This window comes from Sphaerisporangium rhizosphaerae (assembly GCF_042665155.1).
GTDB classification, from domain to species: domain Bacteria; phylum Actinomycetota; class Actinomycetes; order Streptosporangiales; family Streptosporangiaceae; genus Sphaerisporangium; species Sphaerisporangium rhizosphaerae.
Window position 1 is genome coordinate 23,041 of the sequence record NZ_JBHTCG010000021.1, and the last position, 22,108, is coordinate 45,148.

Consider the following 22,108-nt stretch of genomic DNA (forward strand, 5'->3'; position numbering starts at 1 on the left):
GCCGGGTTCCGGCGGGCGAGAGGTGCGGCCGGGTCGAGCGGGATTCAGGCGGGTGAGCGGGGGTCAGGAGCGGCCGAGGATCGGGATGGCGGCCTTGCGCGGGTCGTCACTGAAGTAGAAGTCGTACATGGCCTGGGCGAACTCGTCCTTGCCGAGGTGGCCGTCGCCGTCGGTGTCCAGCAGGATGAACGCCTCGCGCGCTTCGGCCGTCTCGACGTCGTAGGCCGACCAGAGGCGGAGGTACTCGTGCATGCTGAGCCTCTGGTCGCCGTCGGCGTCCAGCGCGTCCCACAGCGCGTCGGTGATGGGCCAGACGATGGCCACGATGAACCGCGTGCGGTCGAGCGTGGGGGAGACGGCGTACTCGATGTACCGCTGCCGGCTGATGCGGCCGTTGTCGTCGGTGCCGACCGCGGCCACGACGTTGGCCCAGACGTGGGCGTAGGCGGCCAGCAGGCCGGCGCGGGCGGGGGAATCGGCGGGCAGGCCGAGCCGGTCGGCCAGGTGCAGGCCGATGAGGCGCATGTCCTCCTTGTCGATGTAGCCGTCCTGATCGACATCGCTGGTGTCGAACGCGGATCCGGCGTTGAGCGCGTGGGGGCTGCGATGCATGTCGGCTCCTAGCGGACGATTACGCAGGGCGACTAATGGTCACCCTAAGTAAGAGTCGCTGTCAAGGCGGGTGAGCTTGCCGACCGGGAAACCCTGCCTCGGGTGCCGGGATGAGCGGGGCCCTCGTCAGTGGCCGATCATGACGATCGTCCTGCCGGGAAACCGTCCCCTCCGATACGGTGACCGACTGGCCGCAAGTCGTGATGGCGCTCACTTGCGTGTGGCCATCGCCGCAGGCCAGAGGGTGTGTGGCCGTCTACGTGCCTGCTGGGCGGACCGCCGGTGCGGCGGCGCGCCGCTCCGGAGCCGCCGGTGCCCGCTCCGGCGGTTCGGCCGGGGTCGCGAATTCCGATACACTGGCGAGGCACGGCGCCGCCGCAAGGAGGTCCGCCGAGCGACCAGGGGCTATGGCGCAGCTGGTAGCGCGCCTCCATGGCATGGAGGAGGTCTGGGGTTCGAATCCCCATAGCTCCACCTGGGGCCGTCCTCGCGGGCGGCACGAGAGCACCACGAGATCCCGGCCGGACACCGTCCAGCCGGGATCTCGCGTTTGCGGGCCTTGTTCGACCCTGCCCAGTGCACGGCCTTCGCCCGATCCCTGCGCGGCGCACGGCCGGGGTGCGGCGCCCGGGGCGGGCGCCCGCGATCAGGGATGAGCGCGGAGGATCGGGCGCAGGGTGTCCAGCACGGAGGCGTCCTCGATGGTGGAGGGGACGGGCTCGTCGGCGCCGTCGGCGATGCCGCGCATGGTCTTGCGCAGGATCTTCCCCGACCGCGTCTTGGGCAGCCCCGGGACGATGTCCACCCGCCTCAGCGCCGCCACGGCCCCGATCTGGTCGCGCACCAGCCGCACCAGGTCCTCGCACAGCCGCCCGGGGTCGGCCTCGACGCCGCTCTTGAGCACGACCAGGCCGCGCGGCACCTGGCCCTTCAGCTCGTCGGCCACGCCGATCACCGCGCACTCGGCGACGGCGGGATGGCCGGCCAGCACGGCCTCCATCGAACCGGTGGACAGACGGTGCCCGGCCACGTTGATCACGTCGTCGGTGCGTCCCATGACGTACAGGTAGCCGTCCTCGTCGACGTGCCCGCCGTCGCCGGTCAGGTAATGCCCGGGGTAGGCCGACAGGTAGGAGGCGACGTAGCGCTCGTCGTCCCGCCAGAGCGTGGGCAGCGTGCCCGGCGGAAGCGGCAGCCGCACGCAGATCGCCCCGTCCACGCCCGGAGGGCACGGCCGGCCCTCGGGGTCGAGCACGCGCACGTCGTATCCGGGCACCGCGACCGTGGGCGACCCCGGCTTGATCGGCATCGGGTCCAGGCCGCGCAGGTTGGCGGCGACGGCCCAGCCGGTCTCGGTCTGCCACCAGTGGTCCACCACCGGCACGCCGAGCTTCTCGGTGGCCCAGTGGTAGGTGTCCGGGTCCAGCCGCTCGCCCGCCAAGAAGAGCGTCCGCAACGAGGAGATGTCGTACTTGGCCAGGTAGGCCGCCTCCGGGTCCACCTTCTTGATGGCGCGGAACGCCGTCGGCGCGGTGAACAGGGCGCGCACCCCGTAGTCGGAGATGACCCGCCAGAACGCCCCGGCGTCCGGCGTGCCCACCGGCTTCCCCTCGTACAGCACCGTCGTCGCGCCGAGCAGCAGCGGGGCGTACACGATGTAGGAGTGTCCGACCACCCACCCCACGTCCGAGGCCGCCCAGAAGACCTCGCCCGGCGCGATGGCGTACACGTTGCGCATGCTCCACAGCAGCGCGACCGCGTGGCCGCCGTTGTCGCGCACCACGCCCTTCGGCTTCCCCGTGGTGCCGCTGGTGTAGAGGATGTAGAGCGGGTCGGTCGCCGCCACCGGCACGCACTCCGCCGGCTCGGCCGCGGCCATGGCCTCGCGCCAGTCGATGTCGCGGCCGGGCGTCAGCGCGGCGGCCGCCTGCTCGCGCTGGAGGATCACGCAGTGCGCGGGCCGGTGCGCGGCCATCTCCAGCGCGCTGTCGAGCATCGGCTTGTACTCCACCACGCGGGACGGCTCGATGCCGCAGGAGGCGGACACGACCACCACGGGCCGGGCGTCGTCGATGCGCACGGCCAGCTCACGCGGGGCGAAGCCGCCGAACACCACCGAGTGCACGGCCCCGAGGCGGGCGCAGGCGAGCATGGCCACGACCGCCTCGGGCACCATCGGCATGTAGATGACGACCCGGTCGCCTCTGCCGACGCCGAGGCCGCGCAGCACGCCGGCGAACCGCGCCACCTCCTCCAGCAGTTCGGCGTAGGTGTAGGTGCGGGAGGTCCCGGTGAGCGGGCTGTCGTAGATCAGCGCCGCCTGCCCGCCGCGACCGCCGGCCACATGCCGGTCCAGGGCGTTGTGGCAGGTGTTGAGCTCGCCGCCGGGGAACCACCGGTAGAACGGGGCCGCATCGGCGTCCAGCGTCATGTCGGGGATGCGGTCCCAGGTCACGGCCGTGGCCGCCCGGCCCCAGAACCCGTCCGGATCGTCGATGCTCATCGCGAAGGCGTCCGCGTACGACATGGTTCCTCGTTCCCTCACCGATCGCCTGAACCGCCATCATGACTCAGCCCCCCGTCTCAGGACAGAGCAACAGCCCGACGGCGTGACGGGGCGAGGGGCCCGGCCGGGTCAGGCGGAGCGGAAGGCCGCCGGGGCCTCCGCGCGGAAGGTGTGCCGGTAGGTCAGCGGGGCCACGCCCACCGTCGCGTGCAGGTGCTGGCGCAGCGAGACGGCCGTGCCGAAGCCCGCCCGGACCGCCACCTGGTCGACCGGGAGTTCGGTCGTCTCGAGCAGATGGCGGGCGCGCTCGACCCGCTGCCTGATGAGCCATCGTGCCGGGCTGAGCCCGGTCTCCTCGCGGAAGCGGCGGGTGAAGGTGCGCACGCTCATGCGGGCGTGCCTGGCCAAGGTGGCCAGGTCCAGCGGCTCCTGGAGCCGGTCCAGCATCCACGCCCGGGTGGGCGCGGTAGTGGCGTCCCCGGCGGCCGGCAGCGGGCGTTCGATGTACTGCGCCTGACCGCCCTCGCGCCACGGCGGGGTGACGCAGCGCCGTGCCACCCGGTTGGCGATCTCGCTGCCGTGGTCGCGGCGGATCACGTGCAGGCACAGGTCGATGCCCGCCGCGACGCCGGCGGAGGTCAGCAGGTCGCCGTCGTCGATGAACAGCACGTCGGGGTCGAGCAGCACCCGCGGGTACAGCGAGCGGAACAGCTCGGCGCTCCTCCAGTGCGTCGTGGCCGGCCGGCCGTCCAGCAACCCGGCGGCGGCCAGCACGAACGCTCCCGTGCAGATCGACATCAGCCGCGACCGGAGGGCGGCCCCGCGCAACGCGTCGCGCAGTTCGTCGTCGATCGTGCCGTCGCTGAAAGCGGAGCCGCTGTGGACGCCCGGGACGATGACGGTGTCCGCCGTGGCCAGGACCGACAGGTCGTGGTCGGGGATCACGCTGAACCCGGCGGGCCCGCGCACCGTGCGCCCGCCGGGGGTGCAGGTGACGATCTCGTAGAGCCGCCGGCCATCGGCGTCCTCGGCGACCCGGAACACCTGGCCGGGGACGCCGAGGTCCAGAGTCGCGAAATCGTCCAGGGCGACGACGGCGATGCGGTGAACCATGGCCGGATTCTTTCACATGTTGGCTGTCAAGCCACTCGTGGCCGGTGAATCGGACACCTCACTATGGTCGGCATGATGCTGACGCAAGACGTGAGGCGCGGACGGTGGCCGCATCGGGCCTGGGCGGTGGCGGCGGTGGCCTTCGTCGCCATCATCGGAGCCGCCGGCTTCCGCGCCACACCGGGAGTGCTGATCACCCCCCTCGAGACCGAGTTCGGCTGGTCCCGGGGGACCATCTCCCTGGCGGTGTCGGTGAACCTGATGCTGTTCGGCCTGACCGCGCCGTTCGCCGCCGCTCTGATGGACCGGCTCGGCATGCGCCGCGTGGTCGCCTCCGCGCTGCTGCTGGTGGCCCTCGGCAGCGGGCTCACGGTCTTCATGACCTCCAGTTGGCAGCTCATCCTGTGCTGGGGTGTGCTGGTCGGGCTCGGCACCGGCTCGATGGCGCTGGCCTTCGTCGCCACGGTCACCGACCGGTGGTTCGTGCGGCACCGCGGCGTCGTCACCGGCGTGCTGACCGCCGGAGGCGCCACGGGGCAGCTCATCTTCCTGCCCGTGCTCGCCTGGCTGGCCGAGGGGCCGGGCTGGCGGACGGCCGCCGTGGTGGTGGCCGTGGCGGCGCTCGCCGTCGTCCCGGTGGTCTGGCTCCTCCTGCGCGACCGCCCCGAAGACGTCGGCCTGACCGCTCTGGGCGCCGAACCCGCGGTCGTCCCCGCGGCCCCTGCGGCCGGTTCCGCGGCCGGTGGTCCGGCCGGTTCCGCTGCCGCTGGGCCGGCCGCGGGTGACACGGCCGTCCGCGGCGGCGGCGCGCGTACGGCCGGGCGGCCGGGAGGCGCGGCGGTGCGGGCGATCAGCGTGCTGCGGTCGGCCGCGCGTACCCGCTCGTTCTGGTACCTCGCCGGTGGCTTCGCCATCTGCGGCGCGAGCACCAACGGCCTGGTCGGAACGCACTTCATCCCCGCCGCGCACGACCACGGCATGGCCGAGACCACCGCCGCCGGCCTACTCGCCCTCATCGGCGTCTTCGACATCGCGGGCACGATCTTCTCCGGCTGGCTCAGCGACCGGGTCGACTCGCGGGTGCTGCTCGGGGCGTACTACGCGCTGCGCGGCGCGTCACTGCTGGTGCTGCCGCCCCTGTTCGCCGCGACGGCCGAACCGAGCATGCTCGTGTTCATCATCTTCTACGGCCTCGACTGGGTGGCCACCGTCCCGCCGACCGTGGCGCTGTGCCGCAAGCTCTTCGGCAAGGACGGCAGCGTGGTGTTCGGCTGGGTCTTCGCCTCTCATCAGGTCGGCGCGGCCATCGCCGCGGTCGCCGCGGGCCTCACCCGCGACCATCTCGGCCACTACGACGCGGCCTGGTACGGCGCGGGCCTGCTGTGCGCCGTGGCCGCGGTCATGTCGCTGCGCGTCGGCAGGGGCGGGTCCGCCTCCGGCGCGGCCCCCACCGCCGAACCGGTCACCGCCGCCACCGCTACCTGACCCCCGGCCCGTCTCGCGCCTCGGCGCTCGCCTGTCGGTGGGCGGTGAGATCCTTGGGGGCGTGAACGCGCCAGACCAGAGAGTGCTCCCCCTTGTCGTCCGCATCGAGCGTGCCACGCCGCCCGAGCGCACCGACGCCCTCGAGGCGGCGGCGATGGCCGTGCTCACCCTGCTGACCGACGAGCGCGCGGTGAGCGGTGAGTGGGCCGAGTCCGTCCAGGCGTGGGAGACCATCGGCATCAGGAAGGTCGTGCGCCGGGCCAGGGGCGCCGAGTGGCGGCGGGTCGAGGAGCTTCCGGGCGCCACGGTGACGCTGCGCTCGGCCGAGGTGCGGGTGCACCCGCCGATCCCGCTCGACGCCTGGCCCAAGGAGCTGTCGCGCCTGCAGGTCTCCGGCACCGACCTGGTGGACTCCGCGCCGCCCTCGCAGCCCCCGCCCGGCGGCGTCGTGCTGTGGTTCAACCCCTCTTTGGACATGTCGGCGGGCAAGGCCATGGCCCAGGCCGGTCACGCGGCCCAGCTCGCCTGGTGGGGCACCGACGAGGCCGCCCGCGCCGCGTGGCACGCCGGCGGCCTGGCGGTCACCGTGCGCACGGCCGAGCCGTGGCGGTGGGCCGCCCTGGTGGACAGCGGGCTTCCCGTCGTGCGCGACGCCGGGTTCACCGAGATCGAGCCCGGCTCGCGAACGGTCGTCGCGGACGCGCCGTGGCTGAGGGCCGGCGGCCTGCGCCCGGCCGGCTGGGGACCGCTGCGCGACCCGTCGCGGTAGCCGTCGCTCCATGATCATACCGGCTGGTAGGGGGCGTGCCGCGGCGGCGTGACCGGCTCTCCCGCGCCATTGACCGGAAGGCGAAAGGGGAGGTCAGGGCGTACGGAAACCTCGATGCGGTAGGGACTCGTTCCCGAAGTGTGATCGGGAACTCGGGCATGGTCCGGCGAATTGCCGTACGCTCCCCAACGTGCCAAATGGGGTGGGTGGGAACTACGGGACAAAAGCCGTCCCAACGTACGTAACGGCCGACGCGCCGACCGCGCCGCTGCCGAAGATCACCGTCGAGGAGCCTCCTCCGCCGCCACCACCCGCCAAGCGCCGATCGCCGATCGCCCGGTTGGGCGACCTGCCGATGCGCGTCATCTACCGACTGCTGGCCGGCGTCGTCGCGGCCGTGGCCGTCGTGGCGGCCGTCGTGGCGTTCTCCGTCACCGACCTCGGCAAGGGCGCCCCGACGGCCGCCGGTCCGGCCCCGGCGGGGCCGCCGTCCACGCTGCCGGTCCAGGGCACAGGCGCCGCGCCATCGTCCGGCGCCCCCTCCACCTCACAGGCGCCCCTCGCGGGGACGTCCGCCTCCGCGGCGGCGCCGGCCTCCGGATCCGCCGCGGATCCGGGCGTCTCCACCGCCCCGGGAGCGTCCGCGTCGCCGGGGGTCGCCGCGACCGCTGGGACATCCGCGTCGCCGGGAGTCACGACGGAGCCCGCCGGGGCCGGGTCGACGCCGGTCGCCACCCCGCAGCCCGGCAAGAGCGCCCTCGCCGACGCCGAAGCCGACCCGCGCGTCCCCGCGCTTCCGGCGAACCGCCGGCTCGCGAACTACCCCGGGCACGGCGCGCCGGCCAAGGGACGGGTGAAGGACAACAGGTCGGGCATCTCCTTCACGCGCTTCGTCAAGCAGTGGAAGCTCACCAAGTCCTCGCCGTTCGCCACGCGCAGAGTGCTCCCCGCCGTGAAGGGAGTCGGGCACCGCGGGCTGCTGGCGACCTGCCCCGTCCCGATCGCGGTGCAGGACGAGCTCAAGGACACCGCGTTTCTGGCGGCCCGCTGGACTTTGAACTACCACCCCGACGGTTCCAAGATCACGTGGACCGCCTCGCAGCGCTTCAAGGCGGGCAAGCGGGAGGGCTGGCTGCTCGGCTACAGGGTCACCTACAAGGCCGGCGGGAAGAAGCACGTGGCCACCGCGGCCGTCGCCCTGGTCGACGTTCCGGCGGCGAAGCCGGCCATGGTCTTCATCACGATCCCCGACGCACAGAAGAAGCGCTGGGCCGACATCAACACGTTGATCAGCAGCATCCGTCCGCTCTGACCGCCGTCCGCGTCCTGTGGACCTGTGGCCGGGCGCCACCGGGGCCGGTCGAGCGCTGAGGCGGCGGACTTCCCGGCTCGCGGGGCGCATTAGGCTCGGGAGGCGTAACGGAGAGCCCAGGCGCGGAAGATCGGATGAGATGACGCAGATCGCAGACGCGGAAGACAAGGCGGAGCTGGTTCTCGCGTCCTCCTCACCGGCCCGGCTCGCGTTGCTGCGCAGCGCCGGGCTCGACCCCAAGGTGATCGTGAGCGGTGTGGACGAGGAGGCCGTCACCGCCGCCTCGCCCGCCGAGCTCGGCCTCACCCTGGCCCGTGCCAAGGCGTCGGTGGTCGCGAAGGGCCTGACCACGGGCCTGGTGATCGGCTGCGACTCCGTGCTCGAACTCGACGGGCGCGCGTACGGCAAGCCGGTGTCGGCCGAAGACGCCATCGCGCGGTGGCGCTCGATGCGCGGGCGCACCGGCAGGCTTCTCACCGGGCACTGCGTGATCGACGCCGCCACGGGCGCCGAGGCGGCCGAGGTCGGCTCGACGGTGGTGCGCTTCGGCACACCGGGCGACGACGAGATCGCGGCCTACGCCGGCAGCGGTGAGCCGTTGCGGGTGGCGGGCGCCTTCACGCTGGACGGCCGCGGCGGCTGGTTCGTGGAGGGCATCGAGGGCGACCATGGAAACGTGCTCGGCATCTCGCTGCCCCTGCTCCGCCGCCTCTTCCGGCAACTGGGCGTTGAAGTGACTTCTCTCTGGAAACAGGGATCTTTCGGCTGATCTTGCGATCGAGTGGGCCGGAGGCGTTAGCCTGCCGGGCATGAACAGCATGGGGCAGCCCATCCGCCGTGGAATCGGCGGCTTCGCCGACGGCGTCAAGTACTTCTTCCAGGGCCTCGGCTGGGTGGCGCGGCACCCCGGGCAGTGGGTCTTCGGGCTCATCCCGGCGCTGATCGCTCTGGTGCTCTACGTCGTCGCGCTCGTGCTCCTGGGCACCTACGCCGGAGACCTCGCCGCCTGGGCCACGCCGTTCGCCGACGACTGGGAGCCGGCCCTCCGCGGCACCGTGCGCACACTGCTCGGCATCGTGGTCTTCGCCCTCGGCCTGGTGCTGTCGGTCATCACCTTCACCGCCGCCACGCTGGCCATCGGGGAGCCGTTCTACGAGAAGCTCTCCGAACGGGTCGAGCACGAAATGGGGGGTGTCGACAAGACCGCCGACATCCCGCTCTGGAGGTCCATCATCCGGTCCGTGCGCGACAGCCTGATCACGCTGGCGTACGTGCTGATGTTCACCATCCCGCTCTTCGTCCTGGGGTTCGTGCCGGTGGTCGGGCAGACGGTGGTCCCGGTGCTGGGCGCGGCGGTGTCGGGGTTCTTCCTGTCGGTGGAGCTGACCGCGCTGGCCATGGAGCGCAGGGGATTCGGCCGCAAGCAGCGGTTCGCGCTGCTGCGCGCCGACCGGGCCGCCGCCCTCGGGTTCGGCGTGGTGGTCTTCCTGATCTTCCTGATCCCTCTGGGCGCGGTCGTCGCCATGCCCGCCGCGGTCGCCGGCGCCACCATCCTGGTCCGCACCCGCCTCTCACCCACCCCGCCGCCCCGCACAGCCTGACCCGCGTGCGCGGGCCGCGGGCGTCCATCCCTCGACCGGACGCCCGCGGGGGGTCCACGAGAGCCCTCACCGTCCCCGGGTGGTACGACGCGGCGCGGGACCCTTCCGTCATCCCCGCTCACGTGATCCGCGGGGTTCTCGACGCGCGGGGATGGCTGTGGACAAGGCCGTGCGCTTCTCCGCAGCCCGATGCATCCCAATTCGCTGGCAGGCGACGTTCGTCCCAGCCGGATAAAACCACCTATGGCGTGAGATAAGCGGCCGATATGGCCGTACCTTGGCCATTCGCCACCCCCGATGCTCGCGAACGGCGTTCCGTTGCTCGTCCACAGAGACGGGATTCCCGCGAATGGCCACGTCGAGGGTCGGCGATTCTCGCGTGCATGACGCCATCACCGATCCTCCTCACCTCCCCCGACGACATCCTCGGGGCCGTGCCCTACATCCTGGGCTTCCACCCGGCGGACAGTCTCGTGGTCATCGCGTTCGCGGGGAGGGGAGCGCGCGGCCGGCTGCGCGTCACCACGCGCTGGGATCTCCCGATCGCACCCGGAGCCCTCGACCGGCTCGTCCCCCTCTTCCAGCGCGAAGGGGTCACGCACACCATCCTCGCCGGGTTCGGCGACGGCGTCCTCGTGACGCCGGCCATGGACGAGGTCCGTCGGCTGCTCTCGGACGCCGGCGTCAACGTCATCGAGGCGCTGCGCGCCGACGACGGACGCTACTGGTCCTACGTCTGCACCCGCGCCGAGTGCTGTCCGCCCGAGGGGCGGCCGTACGACCCGCTCGCGGGGGAGGTCGCCGCCCAGGCCACCTTCGCCGGCCTCATGGCGCTGCCCGACCGCGAGAGCCTGCGACGCTCGATCGTCCCGGTCACGGGAGCCGCCCGGGTCACCATGCGTGAGGCCACCCGTTCCGTGGCCGCGGACGTGCGGGCGAAGATCGTCACCGTGGCGGAGCCGCGCGAGGCTCCCGCCGCGTTCGTCGCCGAAGGGCTGGAGCGGGTCCGCCGGTCCATCGACGCCTTCCACCGGCTCGGGCCGCTTCCCGACCACGAGGCCGCCCGGCTCGGCATCGACCTGTCCGTGGTCCGGGTCCGCGACGAGGCGTGGACGCTCATGGACGACGACACCCAGGACACCCATGTCGCGTTGTGGGGCGACCTCACGCGCCGGCTGGAGGCTCCGTTCGTCCCGCCGGCCGCCTCCTTGCTGGGCGCCGCCGCCTGGCGCCGCGGCGACTCGGCGCTCGCGGGCATAGCCGTCGAGCGGGCGCTCGCCGTGGACCCGTCCTACTCGATGGCGAACCTTCTCGCGCAGGGCCTGCAGCAGCTCGTGAGCCCGGCGGTCCTCCGGCAGCGCATGCCCACCCCCGAGGAACTCGACGCGAGCATGGGGCCGCCGCGCATGGAGTGGCTCCATCCCATGCTCGAACTCCTCGACGACCACACCCTCCGCACACCATGACCGCCGCATCCCCGAAGCCCCCGCCGGACCTCCTCTTCCTGATGTCGGGCGGCGTCCGATCGTGGTCACGGCTCCGGCCGGTTCGCTCTTGGGAGACAACCGCCTGTCGTCACCGGGTGCAGGTGAGGACGACGGGGTGGGCGGCCCCATCCGGATCACCCACTCGCACGGGGTGGGCGGCCACATCTGGACCGCTCACTTGCATGCCGGGTGGGCCCATCCACCGCCGGCCTCGGCTCGGCCGTCCACGCGGGACCTTGCGCAAGGTGGCGGATGTCCGACGGTGGCGGGTTGGTATCGGGCGGTGCTTGAGGGGGAAGCTCGCGGGCTCGCTGTCAGTCCTGCGCGGGGTCGGTCCGGCGGCGCTCGTTGTAGGCCCGCATCCGGTTCGGGTATCCGGTCAGCTGGACGTCGTACACAGGAAGCGCGAGGTTTCTGGCCACCTTGATGATGACCGCGGGAGAGCCGACCCTGCGGCGCGTCCACTCGCCGTCATGGGCGACGGCGACGGCTGTGGTGTCGGTGGCGAAGGTCTCGGGCTCGACGTAGAACTCCACGCCCCGGCGGGACTTCGCGAAGGCGATCAGCGTCTCGATGTCGCCGTCGTTGGCCTCGCGGTCGAACTTGGCGATCCTCGTGCCGCGCAGCCGACGAATCCCATAGCGATCTCGCCATCCCATATCCCTTGTATACCTGGCCCGGGTCACAAATGGGTGCCTCCGGGCCACATCGGGGTCGCGTCGGGGTTGTTCCGGATAGACCGGCTTCGGCCGGCGACGAAGAATGGGAAAGACGACGCGTTCTATGGGAAAGGCACGGCCACTAATGGCAGGGGTAGTGAGACCTTCGGCGACACCGTCCACCGGAGGGTGGGGGGCGCCTCCTCACCCTCAGCTCCGGGTCACCAACGACGATCGGGATCAGGTGGTCGAGCACGTCACCGCCGCCTACGCGGAGGGCAGGCTCGACAAGGAGGAGTTCGACGACAGGCTGCACCGGGCGATGACCGCGCGCACCCATGCCGACCTCGCTCCGATCATGCGCGACCTGTATCCCTCGTGGACCATGCCCCGCATCCCGCAACCACGGTCGCACGCACCGGCACACCATCCGATGCCGTTGACGGGGAGCGACCGTCTGGGGGCCGCGGCCGGACATCTGCTCCCGCTCGCCGGGCTGACGGTGATCGGCCCGTTGATCATGATGCTGACCGGTGGGCGCCACTCGCCCTACATCCGGCAGCACGCGGTCGAGTCGCTGAACTTCCACCTCACCGTGCTCGGCGCCACCATCCTGCTGCCGTTCACCATCATCGGGATCGTCCTGGTCCCGATCATCTGGATCGCGGCCTTCGTCTTGGGCATCGTCGGCGCGGCAGCGGCCCTCAACGACAACCGGTTCCGCTACCCGCTGACCCTTCGCCTGATCAAGTAGCCCACCTTCACGGTCCCCACCTTCCCGCCATCGGCGGACGAGGAGGGGGAAGGTGGCGACCGGGTGGTCAGTGGGCCAGGACGGCGTACTCGACGCTCATGGCGCCGGTGTCGAGGTTGCCGATGGCGTCGAACGCCGCGCGCGAGAGATCCAGGCAACGGCCGCCGACATACGGCCCGCGGTCGTTGATGCGCACCGTCACGGTCTTGCCGTTGTTCGGATTGGTGACGCGCACGCGGCTGCCCATGGGGAGGGTCTTGTGGGCCGCCGTCATCGCGTTGGGGTTGAACCGCTCGCCGCTGGCCGTCATCTGTCCCTCGTCGTAGTACGAGGCCCCGCACCGACCCGACGCGATCACCTTGGGCTTCTTCGCGGCGGTCCGCTTCTTGGCGGGTTCGGCAGGCGCGGCGGGCTTCTTCGGGGTGCTCGCGGTGTCATCGGCCGTCGCCGCCGCCTTGGTCGTGGTGTCGGATCCGGCGGCGTGCTCATCCCCCTCCGCGCTGGTGGGGGCGGCGCCGTCCGAGCTCTCGGTCTCGGCCGACCGGGACGGCGATCCGGCGTCGGACGCCGGAGGGGCGAGCGGGTTCGGTGCGGAGCCGGCCGAGGTGAGCTCGCTGAAGGGGTCCGGTGGCGCCGAGAAGCTGGATGGGGAGGCCGAACTGTCCGGTGCACCCGTGGTGCGCACGGCGGTGGTGGCCGGTGCCGCCGGACGCATGCCTGCGCTCATGGTCGTGGTCGTGGGGTCGCCGCCGTTCAACCAGACCCAGCCGCTCACCAGGGCGGCGGTCATCACGACGGTCACGGCGATGGTGGTGGTGAGAGGGACGGCCAGCGAGGTCCGGCGCCGCTCGGCGCCCTTGCGTGACCGGGAGAGGCTCTTCTCGTACCAGCGGGAGGGGGAGGCGTGCATACCCAAGGGGAACCACGGTCCTAGATAGGGGACAGGACACGGGACACGGCGCGGGGGAGCGCACGCGGCATGGGGGGACATGCCGTCGTCCCGGTACGCGGCGAGCGGGATCCGCCCACTACGTAATTCGCAGCACCATATGGGACAAACGGGGAGTAAAGGGAGATAAAGCGCGTGCAAAGTGACATAAGTCACTCGGAGAGTGATCATCCATGCTCATAGCGTGATCACGGCCGACCTGCCCGAACCCCACACGTGAGCGGAACGGCTCAAGGCCGGCCAACTCATGACCCCCATACACCTGGCCGGTTCGGGAGCGATGAGGGGCTGGTGGCCGGCGGCAACAGGGTGGTGCCCGGAGTGGCACCGGGCGCGTGGTCACCAGCCCGATGAGCGTCAGCGTGATGAGCGGGCGGCGTCGGAACAGGGCGCGGACGTGCGGGGGGTAGAACAGGGTGTGAGGATGTGGGGCTAGAACAGGGTGTGAAGAGTGGGGGTCAGAACAGGAGCTCGCGGACCGAGTCCACTGTGTCGGCGTCTTCGGGACGCTTGTCCGGGCGGTAGCGGAGCACGCGGGCGAAGCGCAGCGCCATGCCGCCGGGGTACCTCGGCGACCGCTGCACGCCGTCGAAGGCGACTTCGACCACCATCTCGGGACGCACTCTGACCACCCACTCGTCGCTCGGTCCGTCGGCCAGAGCCAGGAAGCGCTCGGTCTGCCAGGCGAGCAACTCGTCGGTCAGGCCCTTGAAGGTCTTGCCGAGCATCACGAAATCGCCCGACTGAGGGTCCCTGGCGCCGAGATGGAGGTTGGAGAGCTTGCCCTGGCGCCGGCCGTGGCCCCATTCGGCGGCCAGCACGACCAGGTCGAGGGTGTGGCGGGGCTTGACCTTCACCCAGCCGGCCCCGCGTCGCCCGGCGGCGTACGGCGTGTTCGGGGACTTGGCCACGACGCCCTCATGTCCCCGTCGGACGACCTCCGCGAAGAAGGCCATGCCCTCGTCGGGATCGGATGTGACCAGGCGCGGAGTGATCAGTTCGGCAGGCACCGACCGCGCGAGCGCCGCGTGCCGCTCGCTGTCGGGCAGGTCGAGCAGGTCGACGCCGCCCACGCGGAGGGCGTCGAAGAAGAACACGCTCAGCGGCGTGGTCTCGCGCAGACGGGCGGTGTCGATCTTGCTGGTGACCCGGGAGGCGGTCACCTGGAACGGCTCGGGCCGGCCGTCGGGTCGCAGCGCGATGACCTCGCCGTCCAGCACGATGTCGTCGACGGGCAGCGCGAGCACGGCCTCCATCAGCTCGGGGACCTGCGCGGTGATCTCGTCCAGGGTGCGGGTGAACACCTTGACGTCCGAGCCGGAGCGGTGGGCCTGCACCCGTATCCCGTCGAGCTTCCATTCGAGTGCCGCGAGCCCGCCGAGCTTCTCCAGAGCGGCGGGGATGTTCGGGGCGCTCTGCGCCAGCATTGGCGACACGGGACGGCCCACCTCGAGGTGGAACGCGCGCAGCGCCTCCACGCCGCCGGTGAGCGCGGCGGCGCCCACGGCGGGCAGCCATCCTCGCAGCGTGAGGGCGCGCCGGACCTCCGCCGCGGGCGTGCCCGACGCCTTGGCGACCGCCTCGACCATCACCCCGTTCAAGGCTCCCTGACGCAGCTCGCCCGCCAGCAGGCGCAGCAGGAACGACTGCTCCTGGCGGGTCACCGAACGGAACAGCTCCCCGACCAGCTCCTTGCGCGCGGCCTGGGATCCCGGGCCGCTCTGCGCCTTGATGCGGCTGAGCAGGTCGTCGATGCGGGTCAGGCTCGCGCTGGCGATCTGGCGTGGTTCGGGCAGGTCCTGGAGGGTGCGCCATCCCACGCCGATCTGCCGCTGGGGTAGCTCACCGGACAGATAGGCGATGGCGATCTCGGCCTCTTCCGGCCGCACTCTGCTCAATAGTTCGGCGATATGTCCGATCTTGGCGAGGCGGGCCGAGTCCGCTGCTACGGAGGCAGAAGTGCGTGCGAGGTCGATGAGCAACACACGTCTCATCGTGCCAGTTCACGCCGCCCCCCGCGCGCCCAGGTGGCAGCCGTCCCCCATGGCCGACAAAACGCTCAATGTCCTGATAAACGACTACGTATTGCCTACCACGCCGCGAGGTGCCGGCACCCTGGCCGAGCAGGTAGCGCGGCGACCACCCGCCTTCACATCCGAGACGTGTGCGCCGATGGGTCGGCGTGGCGGTGCGGACACCCGTGTATACGGCAAGTCGTCGGTGGTGGCTCATGGCCACATCCGCCCCGCCCGCGCACACGGCGGAGCACCGCCATTTTCACCCATCCGGACACGTGCGCCGATGGCGCCGCGGCGGTAGGAAGGCACGGCGGTGCGGGTGCCGTCGTATGGCGGGCGGCGTGGTGAACGTTCCTGGACACCGCGTGAAGATGCCGGGCGCGACTCGGGGCGATCGGCATCGGGCGTGCGGGTCGGGTCAGCTGACGCCGAGCAGGTCGACGACGAAGATCAGCGTCTCGCCCGGCTTGATGGCGTTGCCCGCGCCGCGGTTGCCGTAGCCCAGGTGCGGCGGGATGACCAGCTTGCGACGGCCGCCGACGCGCATGCCGGCGACACCCTGGTCCCATCCGGCGATGACGCGGCCGGCGCCGAGCGGGAAGTTGAAGGAGTCGCCGCGGTTCCACGACGCGTCGAACTCCTCGCCGGTGGAGAACGCCACGCCGACATAGTGAACCGTCACCATGTGGCCCGGCTTGGCCTCCTCACCGTCGCCCACGGTGATGTCTACGATCTCGAGATCCGCCGGCGCGTCGCCCTCCGGAAAGTCGATCTCGGGCTTCTCGAGTGCCACGTGTTCTCCTTGGTTAGGTTGCGCCCCGCCTGTCCGAACGGGCGCCTGGACCGATCGCCGGCCCTTGTCGGGCCGACCGCACGACTCTACGGGGTTCCGGGAGCCGGCGAACGGCGAGGGCGTATCCCTTGGGGGCTTCCGTACGGAACCCGCCCACGGCCGACCGGCCGCGGACCCTCGGCCAAGGGTCCGCGGCCGGCCGGCCACAGGCGGTCCGGGGGGCCGGCGGCCAGGGGAGGCCGTCTGTCCCCCTCGTGGGGACCTCCGGAGTCACCACGCCCGTAGGACGTCCCCTGACGGGGCCGTACAAGGATGTCCCGTCAGACTGGCCGTCCGGGGGCCCGTGGGCCGTCTCCTGTGCGCCGTCCGTGGACGTGGTGTCCGTGGGTCGTTTCCCGGCGGGCGGGGCGCCGCGTGTGTTGGCTGTCCGTGGACGCCGTGCCCGTGAGCTGACTCGTCTGGCCGGCTGGTGAGGTCGTGCCCGCGGCCGTTGGTGGGTTCGCCGGAGAGTGGGCTACCGGGCGCGGACGTCGCTCGGCTTCTCCTCGGCCTTCCTCGCGGGGGCCTGGTCGGCCGGTTCGGCATCGAGGCCGGCGTTCTCCGAGGCCGTGGGAGTGGTGTCGGTCTCCTTGGGCGAGGACGGCTCGGAGGCCGGTGTGGAAGGTCCGGAAGCGGACGTGCGCGGCACGGCGGAGAGCGGGATGGCGATGGTGGCCTCCTCCATCGCCTCCGCGCGGCTGGTGGCGGGCGGCACGATGGCCGACTCCGCCGTCCCGGAAGAGGTGGTGTCCGACGAGATGACGTCTGCGGAGGTCGGGTCCGCATGGGAGGGGTCGGCGTGCGCGGGGTCGGGGGACCCGGCGTGGCCGGCCTCGTCCTCAACCTGGAGAACGGGCTCAGGGGCCGGCGCCGGACGCTGGGCGGGGAATTCGACGGCGGGTTCGCCGGTCACAGGGTCACCGGCGGGGACGTTCACGTCCGATGACGCCGGAGGGACCGTCCCGGAGGTGGGAAGGATCGTCCCGGTGCTCGGAATGGAGGTCTCGGAGGCCGAAGGGGCCACCTCGGAAGCCGGGGGAGCCGTCGGCGAGGCCGGCGAGACCGTCTCGGGGATGGGGAGGATCGTCCCGGTGGTCGGGATGAAGGGGTCGGAGGTGGGAGGGGCCGTGCCGGTGGCCCCAGGCGTCGTCTCGGGGCTGGAGGTGCCCGTCCTCTCGGGGCGTGAGGTGCCGGTGGTCTCGGGGCGTGAAGGGGCGGTGGTCTCAGGTCCGGAGGCGCCGGGGGTGCGCAGAGGGCCGCTGGACGGAGGCCGGGCGACGACCACGGTGTCCGCGGGCTTGTTCCCGCCCTCCAGCACCGCCAGGGCCTCCTCCATCGCGGCGGCGGGCACCAGGACGTCGTACCTGCCGGCCACGATGGCGCTGCGCGAGGTGAAGTCGCGGGTGCCGCCCTTGAACGCGTGGCCGGCGAACCCGAAGGCGGCGCCCATCACGGCGCCCCACAGGATCGCCCACACCACAAGGGCGAAGAACGAGGCGGTCGTCGTGGTGAACAGTCCGAGGAACAGGCCCACGACGAGGCCGAAGACGGCTCCGCTGATGGCTCCGGAGAGGGCCGCGCGGGGATTGGTGAGCCGTCCCGTGACCAGCTCTTCCAGTCGCAGGTCGTTGCCGACGATGGCCACGTTCTGCACGGGGTATCCGGCGTCGGAAAGGGTGTCCACCGCGCGCTGCGCGGCGGGATAGTTGTCGTAGCTGACCAGGAGTCGCCGGTCGATGGCGGACGGCGCGGCCAGCTCGGGTGACGAACCGATCATGAGATCTCGCCTCCGCGGCTAGGGGGTACCTGCCGACCCGGACTACCCGGCGAAGGCGACTTATCACTCCGCCGTCACCACCGACAATGACGACACCTCCCGCGTGGCATCACCCCTCGTCCACCGACCACCGGCCACCGCCATCACCCCCAGCCCTCACCCCCAGCTCTCACCCATCGCCTCGCGCCCCTCCCCCCGGTCAGCCGTGTCCTTGTGCGGGTGGCCGTGCCCTCGTGCTGGTGTGCGGGGGCGTGGACCGCAAGGTGGTGGGGCTACCAGCTTTGGTGGAGGGGCATGCCTTCGGAGTAGCCGGAGGAGCTCTGGATGCCGATGACGGCGCGGTCGTGGAACTCCTCCAGGGAGGTGGCGCCGGCGTAGGTGAGCGACGAGCGCAGACCGGCGACGATGGCGTCGATCTGGTCCTCGACGCTCGGCCGCACCGGGTCCAGGTACATCCGGGAGGTGGAGATGCCCTCCTCGAAGACGGCTTTGCGGGCGCGGTCGAAGGGGGTGTCCTCGGCGGTGCGCAGCCGTACGGCCCGGGCCGAGGCCATGCCGAAGTTCTCCTTGTACCGCCGGCCGTCGGCGTCGGTGCGCGCGTCGCCCGGCGACTCGTACGTGCCCGCGAACCACGAGCCGATCATGACGTTGGACGCGCCGGCCGCCAGGGCGAGGGCCACGTCGCGCGGGTGGCGCACGCCGCCGTCCGCCCACGCGTGCCTGCCGAGCCCGCGGGCCTCGGCCGCGCATTCGAGGACGGCGGAGAACTGCGGCCGTCCCACACCGGTCATCATGCGGGTGGTGCACATGGCGCCCGGCCCGACGCCCACCTTGACGATGTCGGCGCCGGCCTGGACCAGGTCGCGCACGCCCGCCGCGGTGACGACGTTGCCGGCGGCGACGGGGACGCCGGGGTCGAGGGCGTGCACCGCGGCCAGGGCCGAGAGCATCTTCTCCTGGTGGCCGTGGGCGGTGTCGACGACCAGGCAGTCGACGCCCGCGTCCACCAGCTCCTTGGCCTTGGCGGCGACGTCGCCGTTGATGCCGACGGCGGCGGCGACGCGCAGGCGGCCCTGGGAGTCCACCGCGGGCTCGTACAGCGTGGCGCGCAGCGCGCCGGTGCGGGTGAGGACGCCGACCAGCCGGCCCTCCCCGTCGACGACGGGGGCGAGGCGGTGGCGTCCGTTGTGCAGCAGTTCGAACGCCGCCCGCGGGTCGGTGCCGGCCGGGATGGTGAGCGGTGAGCCCGACATCACCTGGGAGAGCTGGGTGAACATGTCCACACCGTGGCAGTCGGCCTCGGTGACGACGCCGATCGGCCGGTTGTCCCAGTCGACGACGACGACCGCGCCGTGCGCCCGCTTGGGCAGCAGGTTGAGGGCTTCGCCGACGGTTTCGTGCGCGGTGAGGGTGATGGGGGTGTCGTGCACCAGGTCGCGCTTCTTCACGAAGTCGATCACGTCGGCGACGACGTCGATGGGGATGTCCTGCGGGATGACGGTGATGCCCCCGCGCCGGGCGATGGTCTCGGCCATGCGCCGGCCGGCCACCGCTGTCATGTTCGCCACCACGATGGGGATCGTGGTGCCCGTGCCGTCGCGGCTCGAGAGGTCCACGGCGAGGCGCGAGCCGACGGCCGAGCGTGACGGGACCATGAAGACGTCGCTGTAGGTCAGGTCGTAGATCGGCGCCTGATCATTGAGGAATCGCACGTTGGTCCAGCCTAGGCGATTCATGGTAAACAATGGGACTTCCCAGGTCAGCTGGGTGCTCCGTGCGAGATGATCTGACCGGGCACCCCTGCCCACTCCTCTGTGCGCGATGATCGTGTCGGCTGACGGCCGGTCCGGCCGCATTGACCGCGCGATGCGATGGGCAGGCGGGGGGCCCTCGAGTGGGGAGGCGTTATGATCATCGTTGACAGACCGGAGGTGCTCGTCGTCGGGTACGCCGTGCGCACCAGCAACGCGGCGGAGGCCGATCCGTCGCGGGCGCAGTTGCCGGTCCTGTGGGGACGGGCCGGTGCTCCGGGCGCGTTCGCCCACGTTCCCGGGCGCATCGACGAGAATCTCTACGCGGTGATGATCGACTACGAGAGCGATCATCAGGGCGCCTACACCCAGGTCGTCGGGGTCGCGGTGCGCACGGCGGCCGGGTTGCCCGAGGGCATGGTGGCCGTGCGTGTGCCCGGGGTCCAGGCGCTCAAGGTCGAGGCGCACGGCCCGATGCCGCAGTCGCTCATCGAGGCGTGGCAGCAGGTGTGGCGGCACACCGAGTCGGGCGGGGTGCCGGCGCGGGCCTTCACCACCGACCTGGAGGTCCACCACCGGGCCGGGGTCGATCTGTATCTGGCGGTCCTGCCAGGCCACACTCCCGTCCCCGCCGGCATGGACCACGCCCGCGCCCAGGCGTGAGCCGAGCCCGCGCGGGGGCCGGTGGTCACCGAAGCGGACGAGGACACCGCCGGCGAGGGTACAGGCGAGGACCCCGGCGGTAGCGGTTCGGCGAGGGCCCGGCGGAAACGGTTCAACCGGAACGCGGGCGGTAGTGGTTCGGCGAGGACCCGGCGGTAACGGCTCAACCAGGACACAGGCGGTAGCGGTTCGGCGAGGACGCAGGCGGAACGGTTCAGTCAGGACGCCGGGGCGAGGGGGCGGCGAGGACCCTGCCGGTTCGGGTTCAGGCGGAGGCGCTGCCGGTTCGGGTTCAGACGGGGACGTTGGGGCGAGGGTTGGGCGAGGACGTTGCCGGTGAGGGTCAGGCGAGGACGCCGGCTGCGCGGAGGGCTTTGGCGTGCTCGCCGGACAGGCCCCAGGAGGTGAGGTCGTGCAGCCGGGTGGCCTGCGCCAGGTCGCTGCGGCCGCTGCCGAGCAGGCGGGGCGCGGGCGCCGGCTGGGTGACGCCGCCGACCTCGACGAACGACCCTCGGGCGAGGTTGTGCGGGTGCCGGGACGCCTCGCCCATGTCCAGGACGGGCGTGACGCACGCGTCCGAGCCCTCGAAGACGGCCTCCCACTCGGCGCGTGTCCTGGATCTGAACGCGGTGGCGAGCCGTTCGCGGATCTGCGGCCAGTTGGCGCGGTCGTTCCGGTCGGGCAGGTCGGTCAGGCCCATGCGGGAGACCATCTCGTTCCAGAAGGCGGGCTCCAGCGCGCCGACCGCGAGGTACCGGCCGTCGGCGGTCTCGTAGGTGTCGTACATCGGGGCGCCGGTGTCGAGCAGGTTGGTGCCGCGCGGGCCCCACAGGCCGCTCTGGGCGGTGTGGTAGAACATCGCGAACAGGGAGGCGGCCCCGTCGACCATCGCGGCGTCGATGACCTTGCCGCGGCCTGTGCGCTCGCGCTCGAACAGGGCGAGCACCACCCCGTAGGCGAGCATGAGGCCTCCGCCGGCGAAGTCGCCGAGGATGTTGATCGGGGGAGTGGGCTTGTCGCCCTCGCGGCCGAGCATCGACAGGGCGCCGGCGATGGCGATGTAGCCGATGTCGTGCCCGGCGGTCGGCGCGAGCGGGCCGTCCTGGCCCCAGCCGGTCATGCGGCCGTACACGAGCCGCTCGTTGACGGCGTGCAGGTCGGCGGGGCCGATGCCGAGGCGCTCGGCCACGCCGGGGCGGAAGACGTCGATGACGACGTCGGCGGTCGCGGCCATCCGCTTGAACGCGGCGACGCCGTCGGGGGACTTCAGGTCCAGGCCGATGGTGCGCTTGCCGCGGTCCATGACGTCGGGGCGGGGGCGGTCGCCGCTCCTGGCGACGGTGGAGACGCGGTCGACCCTGAGCACCTCGGCGCCGTGGTCGGCCAGCATCATGCCCGCGAAGGGCCCGGGCGCGAGCCCTGCGAGCTCCAGCACGCGCACCCCGGCGAGCGGTCCGCCCTGAGAGCGGCTCCCGGCGCCGGCGGCCGGGCCGGGCGCGGAGGCGGAGGCAGGGCCAGAAGCGGAGGCGGAGGCAGGGCCGGGGCCGGACGCGGAGGCGGAGGCGGGAGCAGGAGTGGGGCCGTTTTCCGGGGCGGCCGGGGATCCTTCGGGAGTGGCGGCTTGGGGGCCGCCGGCAGCAGGAGGAGGGGAGTCGTCGGCGGCTCCGGCCGAGGTGGTGGAGGCAGGAAGAGGGGGCGTTTTGGGGGCGTTGCGCGGTGCCGGGGCGTTATGGGGGTCCGGGGCGCCGTTCGTGCTCATCGCTGTTCTCCTCGGGTGCGATGCCGACGATAGTCCCCATCGCGATAGCAAGCAAACGCTT

At 72.0% G+C, this 22,108-nt stretch carries 18 protein-coding genes and 1 tRNA gene; 9 read left to right on the forward strand and 10 right to left on the reverse strand.

Features of this window, described 5'->3' with window-relative positions; genetic code table 11:
• Window positions 1-63 precede the first annotated feature (63 nt).
• The gene (locus tag ACFQSB_RS26350) at window positions 64-612 is read right to left on the reverse strand and encodes an EF-hand domain-containing protein (RefSeq protein WP_354849717.1); all 549 of its coding nucleotides are present in this window, start codon (window positions 610-612) and stop codon (window positions 64-66) included.
• 401 nt (window positions 613-1,013) lie between these two features.
• On the opposite strand from ACFQSB_RS26350, the gene ACFQSB_RS26355 reads away from it, so the two are divergent.
• Window positions 1,014-1,086, forward strand: a tRNA-Ala gene (locus tag ACFQSB_RS26355).
• Window positions 1,087-1,258: 172 nt separating this feature from the next.
• On the opposite strand, the gene ACFQSB_RS26360 is transcribed toward ACFQSB_RS26355, so the two are convergent.
• On the reverse strand, window positions 1,259-3,139 hold the full coding sequence (locus ACFQSB_RS26360) for a propionyl-CoA synthetase (RefSeq protein WP_380829625.1): 1,881 nt from the start codon (window positions 3,137-3,139) through the stop codon (window positions 1,259-1,261).
• Between the two features lie 108 nt (window positions 3,140-3,247).
• On the reverse strand, window positions 3,248-4,231 hold the full coding sequence (locus ACFQSB_RS26365) for a GlxA family transcriptional regulator (RefSeq protein WP_354917439.1): 984 nt from the start codon (window positions 4,229-4,231) through the stop codon (window positions 3,248-3,250).
• Between the two features lie 63 nt (window positions 4,232-4,294).
• Between ACFQSB_RS26365 and ACFQSB_RS26370 the strand changes: the two genes are divergently transcribed.
• From ACFQSB_RS26370 to ACFQSB_RS26395, 6 genes are all read left to right on the forward strand, one after another.
• Window positions 4,295-5,716 (forward strand): MFS transporter, encoded by a 1,422-nt coding sequence (locus ACFQSB_RS26370; RefSeq protein ID WP_380829626.1) that lies wholly within the window; start codon window positions 4,295-4,297, stop codon window positions 5,714-5,716.
• A 61-nt stretch (window positions 5,717-5,777) separates the two neighbouring features.
• The gene (locus ACFQSB_RS26375; protein ID WP_380829627.1) at window positions 5,778-6,485 is read left to right on the forward strand and encodes a peptidyl-tRNA hydrolase; all 708 of its coding nucleotides are present in this window, start codon (window positions 5,778-5,780) and stop codon (window positions 6,483-6,485) included.
• A 355-nt stretch (window positions 6,486-6,840) separates the two neighbouring features.
• On the forward strand, window positions 6,841-7,797 hold the full coding sequence (locus ACFQSB_RS26380; protein WP_380829628.1) for a hypothetical protein: 957 nt from the start codon (window positions 6,841-6,843) through the stop codon (window positions 7,795-7,797).
• A gap of 139 nt (window positions 7,798-7,936) precedes the next feature.
• Window positions 7,937-8,566, forward strand: a complete 630-nt coding sequence (locus ACFQSB_RS26385) for a Maf family protein (protein WP_380829629.1) — start codon at window positions 7,937-7,939, stop codon at window positions 8,564-8,566.
• Between the two features lie 40 nt (window positions 8,567-8,606).
• The gene (locus ACFQSB_RS26390) at window positions 8,607-9,398 is read left to right on the forward strand and encodes an EI24 domain-containing protein (protein WP_380829630.1); all 792 of its coding nucleotides are present in this window, start codon (window positions 8,607-8,609) and stop codon (window positions 9,396-9,398) included.
• Window positions 9,399-9,781: 383 nt separating this feature from the next.
• The gene (locus tag ACFQSB_RS26395; RefSeq protein ID WP_380829631.1) at window positions 9,782-10,864 is read left to right on the forward strand and encodes a DUF4192 domain-containing protein; all 1,083 of its coding nucleotides are present in this window, start codon (window positions 9,782-9,784) and stop codon (window positions 10,862-10,864) included.
• Between the two features lie 335 nt (window positions 10,865-11,199).
• Here ACFQSB_RS26395 and ACFQSB_RS26400 read toward each other — a convergent pair whose 3' ends face one another.
• A complete protein-coding gene (locus tag ACFQSB_RS26400; RefSeq protein ID WP_354849773.1) occupies window positions 11,200-11,544 on the reverse strand; it encodes a hypothetical protein in 345 nt (114 codons plus the stop codon).
• Window positions 11,545-11,689: 145 nt separating this feature from the next.
• Between ACFQSB_RS26400 and ACFQSB_RS26405 the strand changes: the two genes are divergently transcribed.
• On the forward strand, window positions 11,690-12,298 hold the full coding sequence (locus tag ACFQSB_RS26405; protein WP_354917462.1) for a DUF1707 and DUF4870 domain-containing protein: 609 nt from the start codon (window positions 11,690-11,692) through the stop codon (window positions 12,296-12,298).
• Window positions 12,299-12,365: 67 nt separating this feature from the next.
• Here ACFQSB_RS26405 and ACFQSB_RS26410 read toward each other — a convergent pair whose 3' ends face one another.
• The 5 genes from ACFQSB_RS26410 to ACFQSB_RS26430 all read right to left on the reverse strand — a co-directional run bounded on the left by ACFQSB_RS26410 (window position 12,366) and on the right by ACFQSB_RS26430 (window position 19,586).
• On the reverse strand, window positions 12,366-13,208 hold the full coding sequence (locus ACFQSB_RS26410) for a septal ring lytic transglycosylase RlpA family protein (RefSeq protein ID WP_380829702.1): 843 nt from the start codon (window positions 13,206-13,208) through the stop codon (window positions 12,366-12,368).
• 497 nt (window positions 13,209-13,705) lie between these two features.
• The gene (locus ACFQSB_RS26415) at window positions 13,706-15,241 is read right to left on the reverse strand and encodes an ATP-dependent DNA ligase (RefSeq protein ID WP_354917468.1); all 1,536 of its coding nucleotides are present in this window, start codon (window positions 15,239-15,241) and stop codon (window positions 13,706-13,708) included.
• Window positions 15,242-15,683: 442 nt separating this feature from the next.
• The gene (locus ACFQSB_RS26420; RefSeq protein WP_354849782.1) at window positions 15,684-16,058 is read right to left on the reverse strand and encodes an FKBP-type peptidyl-prolyl cis-trans isomerase; all 375 of its coding nucleotides are present in this window, start codon (window positions 16,056-16,058) and stop codon (window positions 15,684-15,686) included.
• A gap of 514 nt (window positions 16,059-16,572) precedes the next feature.
• Window positions 16,573-17,874 carry a general stress protein gene (locus ACFQSB_RS26425; protein WP_380829633.1) on the reverse strand — a complete coding sequence of 434 codons (1,302 nt, stop codon included), beginning with the start codon at window positions 17,872-17,874 and terminating at the stop codon, window positions 16,573-16,575.
• 272 nt (window positions 17,875-18,146) lie between these two features.
• Entirely contained in the window at window positions 18,147-19,586 is a 1,440-nt protein-coding gene (locus ACFQSB_RS26430) for a GuaB1 family IMP dehydrogenase-related protein (RefSeq protein ID WP_380829634.1), read from the reverse strand.
• 195 nt (window positions 19,587-19,781) lie between these two features.
• Between ACFQSB_RS26430 and ACFQSB_RS26435 the strand changes: the two genes are divergently transcribed.
• Window positions 19,782-20,288: a GyrI-like domain-containing protein gene (locus ACFQSB_RS26435; protein ID WP_380829636.1), complete on the forward strand. Its 507-nt coding sequence runs from the start codon at window positions 19,782-19,784 to the stop codon at window positions 20,286-20,288.
• A gap of 343 nt (window positions 20,289-20,631) precedes the next feature.
• Here ACFQSB_RS26435 and ACFQSB_RS26440 read toward each other — a convergent pair whose 3' ends face one another.
• Window positions 20,632-21,729, reverse strand: a complete 1,098-nt coding sequence (locus ACFQSB_RS26440; RefSeq protein ID WP_380829637.1) for a CaiB/BaiF CoA transferase family protein — start codon at window positions 21,727-21,729, stop codon at window positions 20,632-20,634.
• Window positions 21,730-22,108 lie beyond the last annotated feature (379 nt).

What these genes read in the sequence shown, in the direction of transcription:
- ACFQSB_RS26415 (WP_354917468.1), bottom strand. Translation starts at nt 15,241, where the DNA reads ATGAGACGTGTGTTGCTCATCGACCTCGCACGCACTTCTGCCTCCGTA.
- ACFQSB_RS26405 (WP_354917462.1), top strand. Translation starts at nt 11,690, where the DNA reads ATGGCAGGGGTAGTGAGACCTTCGGCGACACCGTCCACCGGAGGGTGG.
- ACFQSB_RS26400 (WP_354849773.1), bottom strand. Translation starts at nt 11,544, where the DNA reads ATGGGATGGCGAGATCGCTATGGGATTCGTCGGCTGCGCGGCACGAGG.
- ACFQSB_RS26380 (WP_380829628.1), top strand. Translation starts at nt 6,841, where the DNA reads ATGCGCGTCATCTACCGACTGCTGGCCGGCGTCGTCGCGGCCGTGGCC.
- ACFQSB_RS26365 (WP_354917439.1), bottom strand. Translation starts at nt 4,231, where the DNA reads ATGGTTCACCGCATCGCCGTCGTCGCCCTGGACGATTTCGCGACTCTG.
- ACFQSB_RS26370 (WP_380829626.1), top strand. Translation starts at nt 4,295, where the DNA reads ATGGTCGGCATGATGCTGACGCAAGACGTGAGGCGCGGACGGTGGCCG.
- ACFQSB_RS26425 (WP_380829633.1), bottom strand. Translation starts at nt 17,874, where the DNA reads ATGATCGGTTCGTCACCCGAGCTGGCCGCGCCGTCCGCCATCGACCGG.
- ACFQSB_RS26390 (WP_380829630.1), top strand. Translation starts at nt 8,607, where the DNA reads ATGAACAGCATGGGGCAGCCCATCCGCCGTGGAATCGGCGGCTTCGCC.
- ACFQSB_RS26385 (WP_380829629.1), top strand. Translation starts at nt 7,937, where the DNA reads ATGACGCAGATCGCAGACGCGGAAGACAAGGCGGAGCTGGTTCTCGCG.
- ACFQSB_RS26395 (WP_380829631.1), top strand. Translation starts at nt 9,782, where the DNA reads ATGACGCCATCACCGATCCTCCTCACCTCCCCCGACGACATCCTCGGG.
- ACFQSB_RS26350 (WP_354849717.1), bottom strand. Translation starts at nt 612, where the DNA reads ATGCATCGCAGCCCCCACGCGCTCAACGCCGGATCCGCGTTCGACACC.
- ACFQSB_RS26435 (WP_380829636.1), top strand. Translation starts at nt 19,782, where the DNA reads ATGATCATCGTTGACAGACCGGAGGTGCTCGTCGTCGGGTACGCCGTG.
- ACFQSB_RS26360 (WP_380829625.1), bottom strand. Translation starts at nt 3,139, where the DNA reads ATGTCGTACGCGGACGCCTTCGCGATGAGCATCGACGATCCGGACGGG.
- ACFQSB_RS26410 (WP_380829702.1), bottom strand. Translation starts at nt 13,208, where the DNA reads ATGCACGCCTCCCCCTCCCGCTGGTACGAGAAGAGCCTCTCCCGGTCA.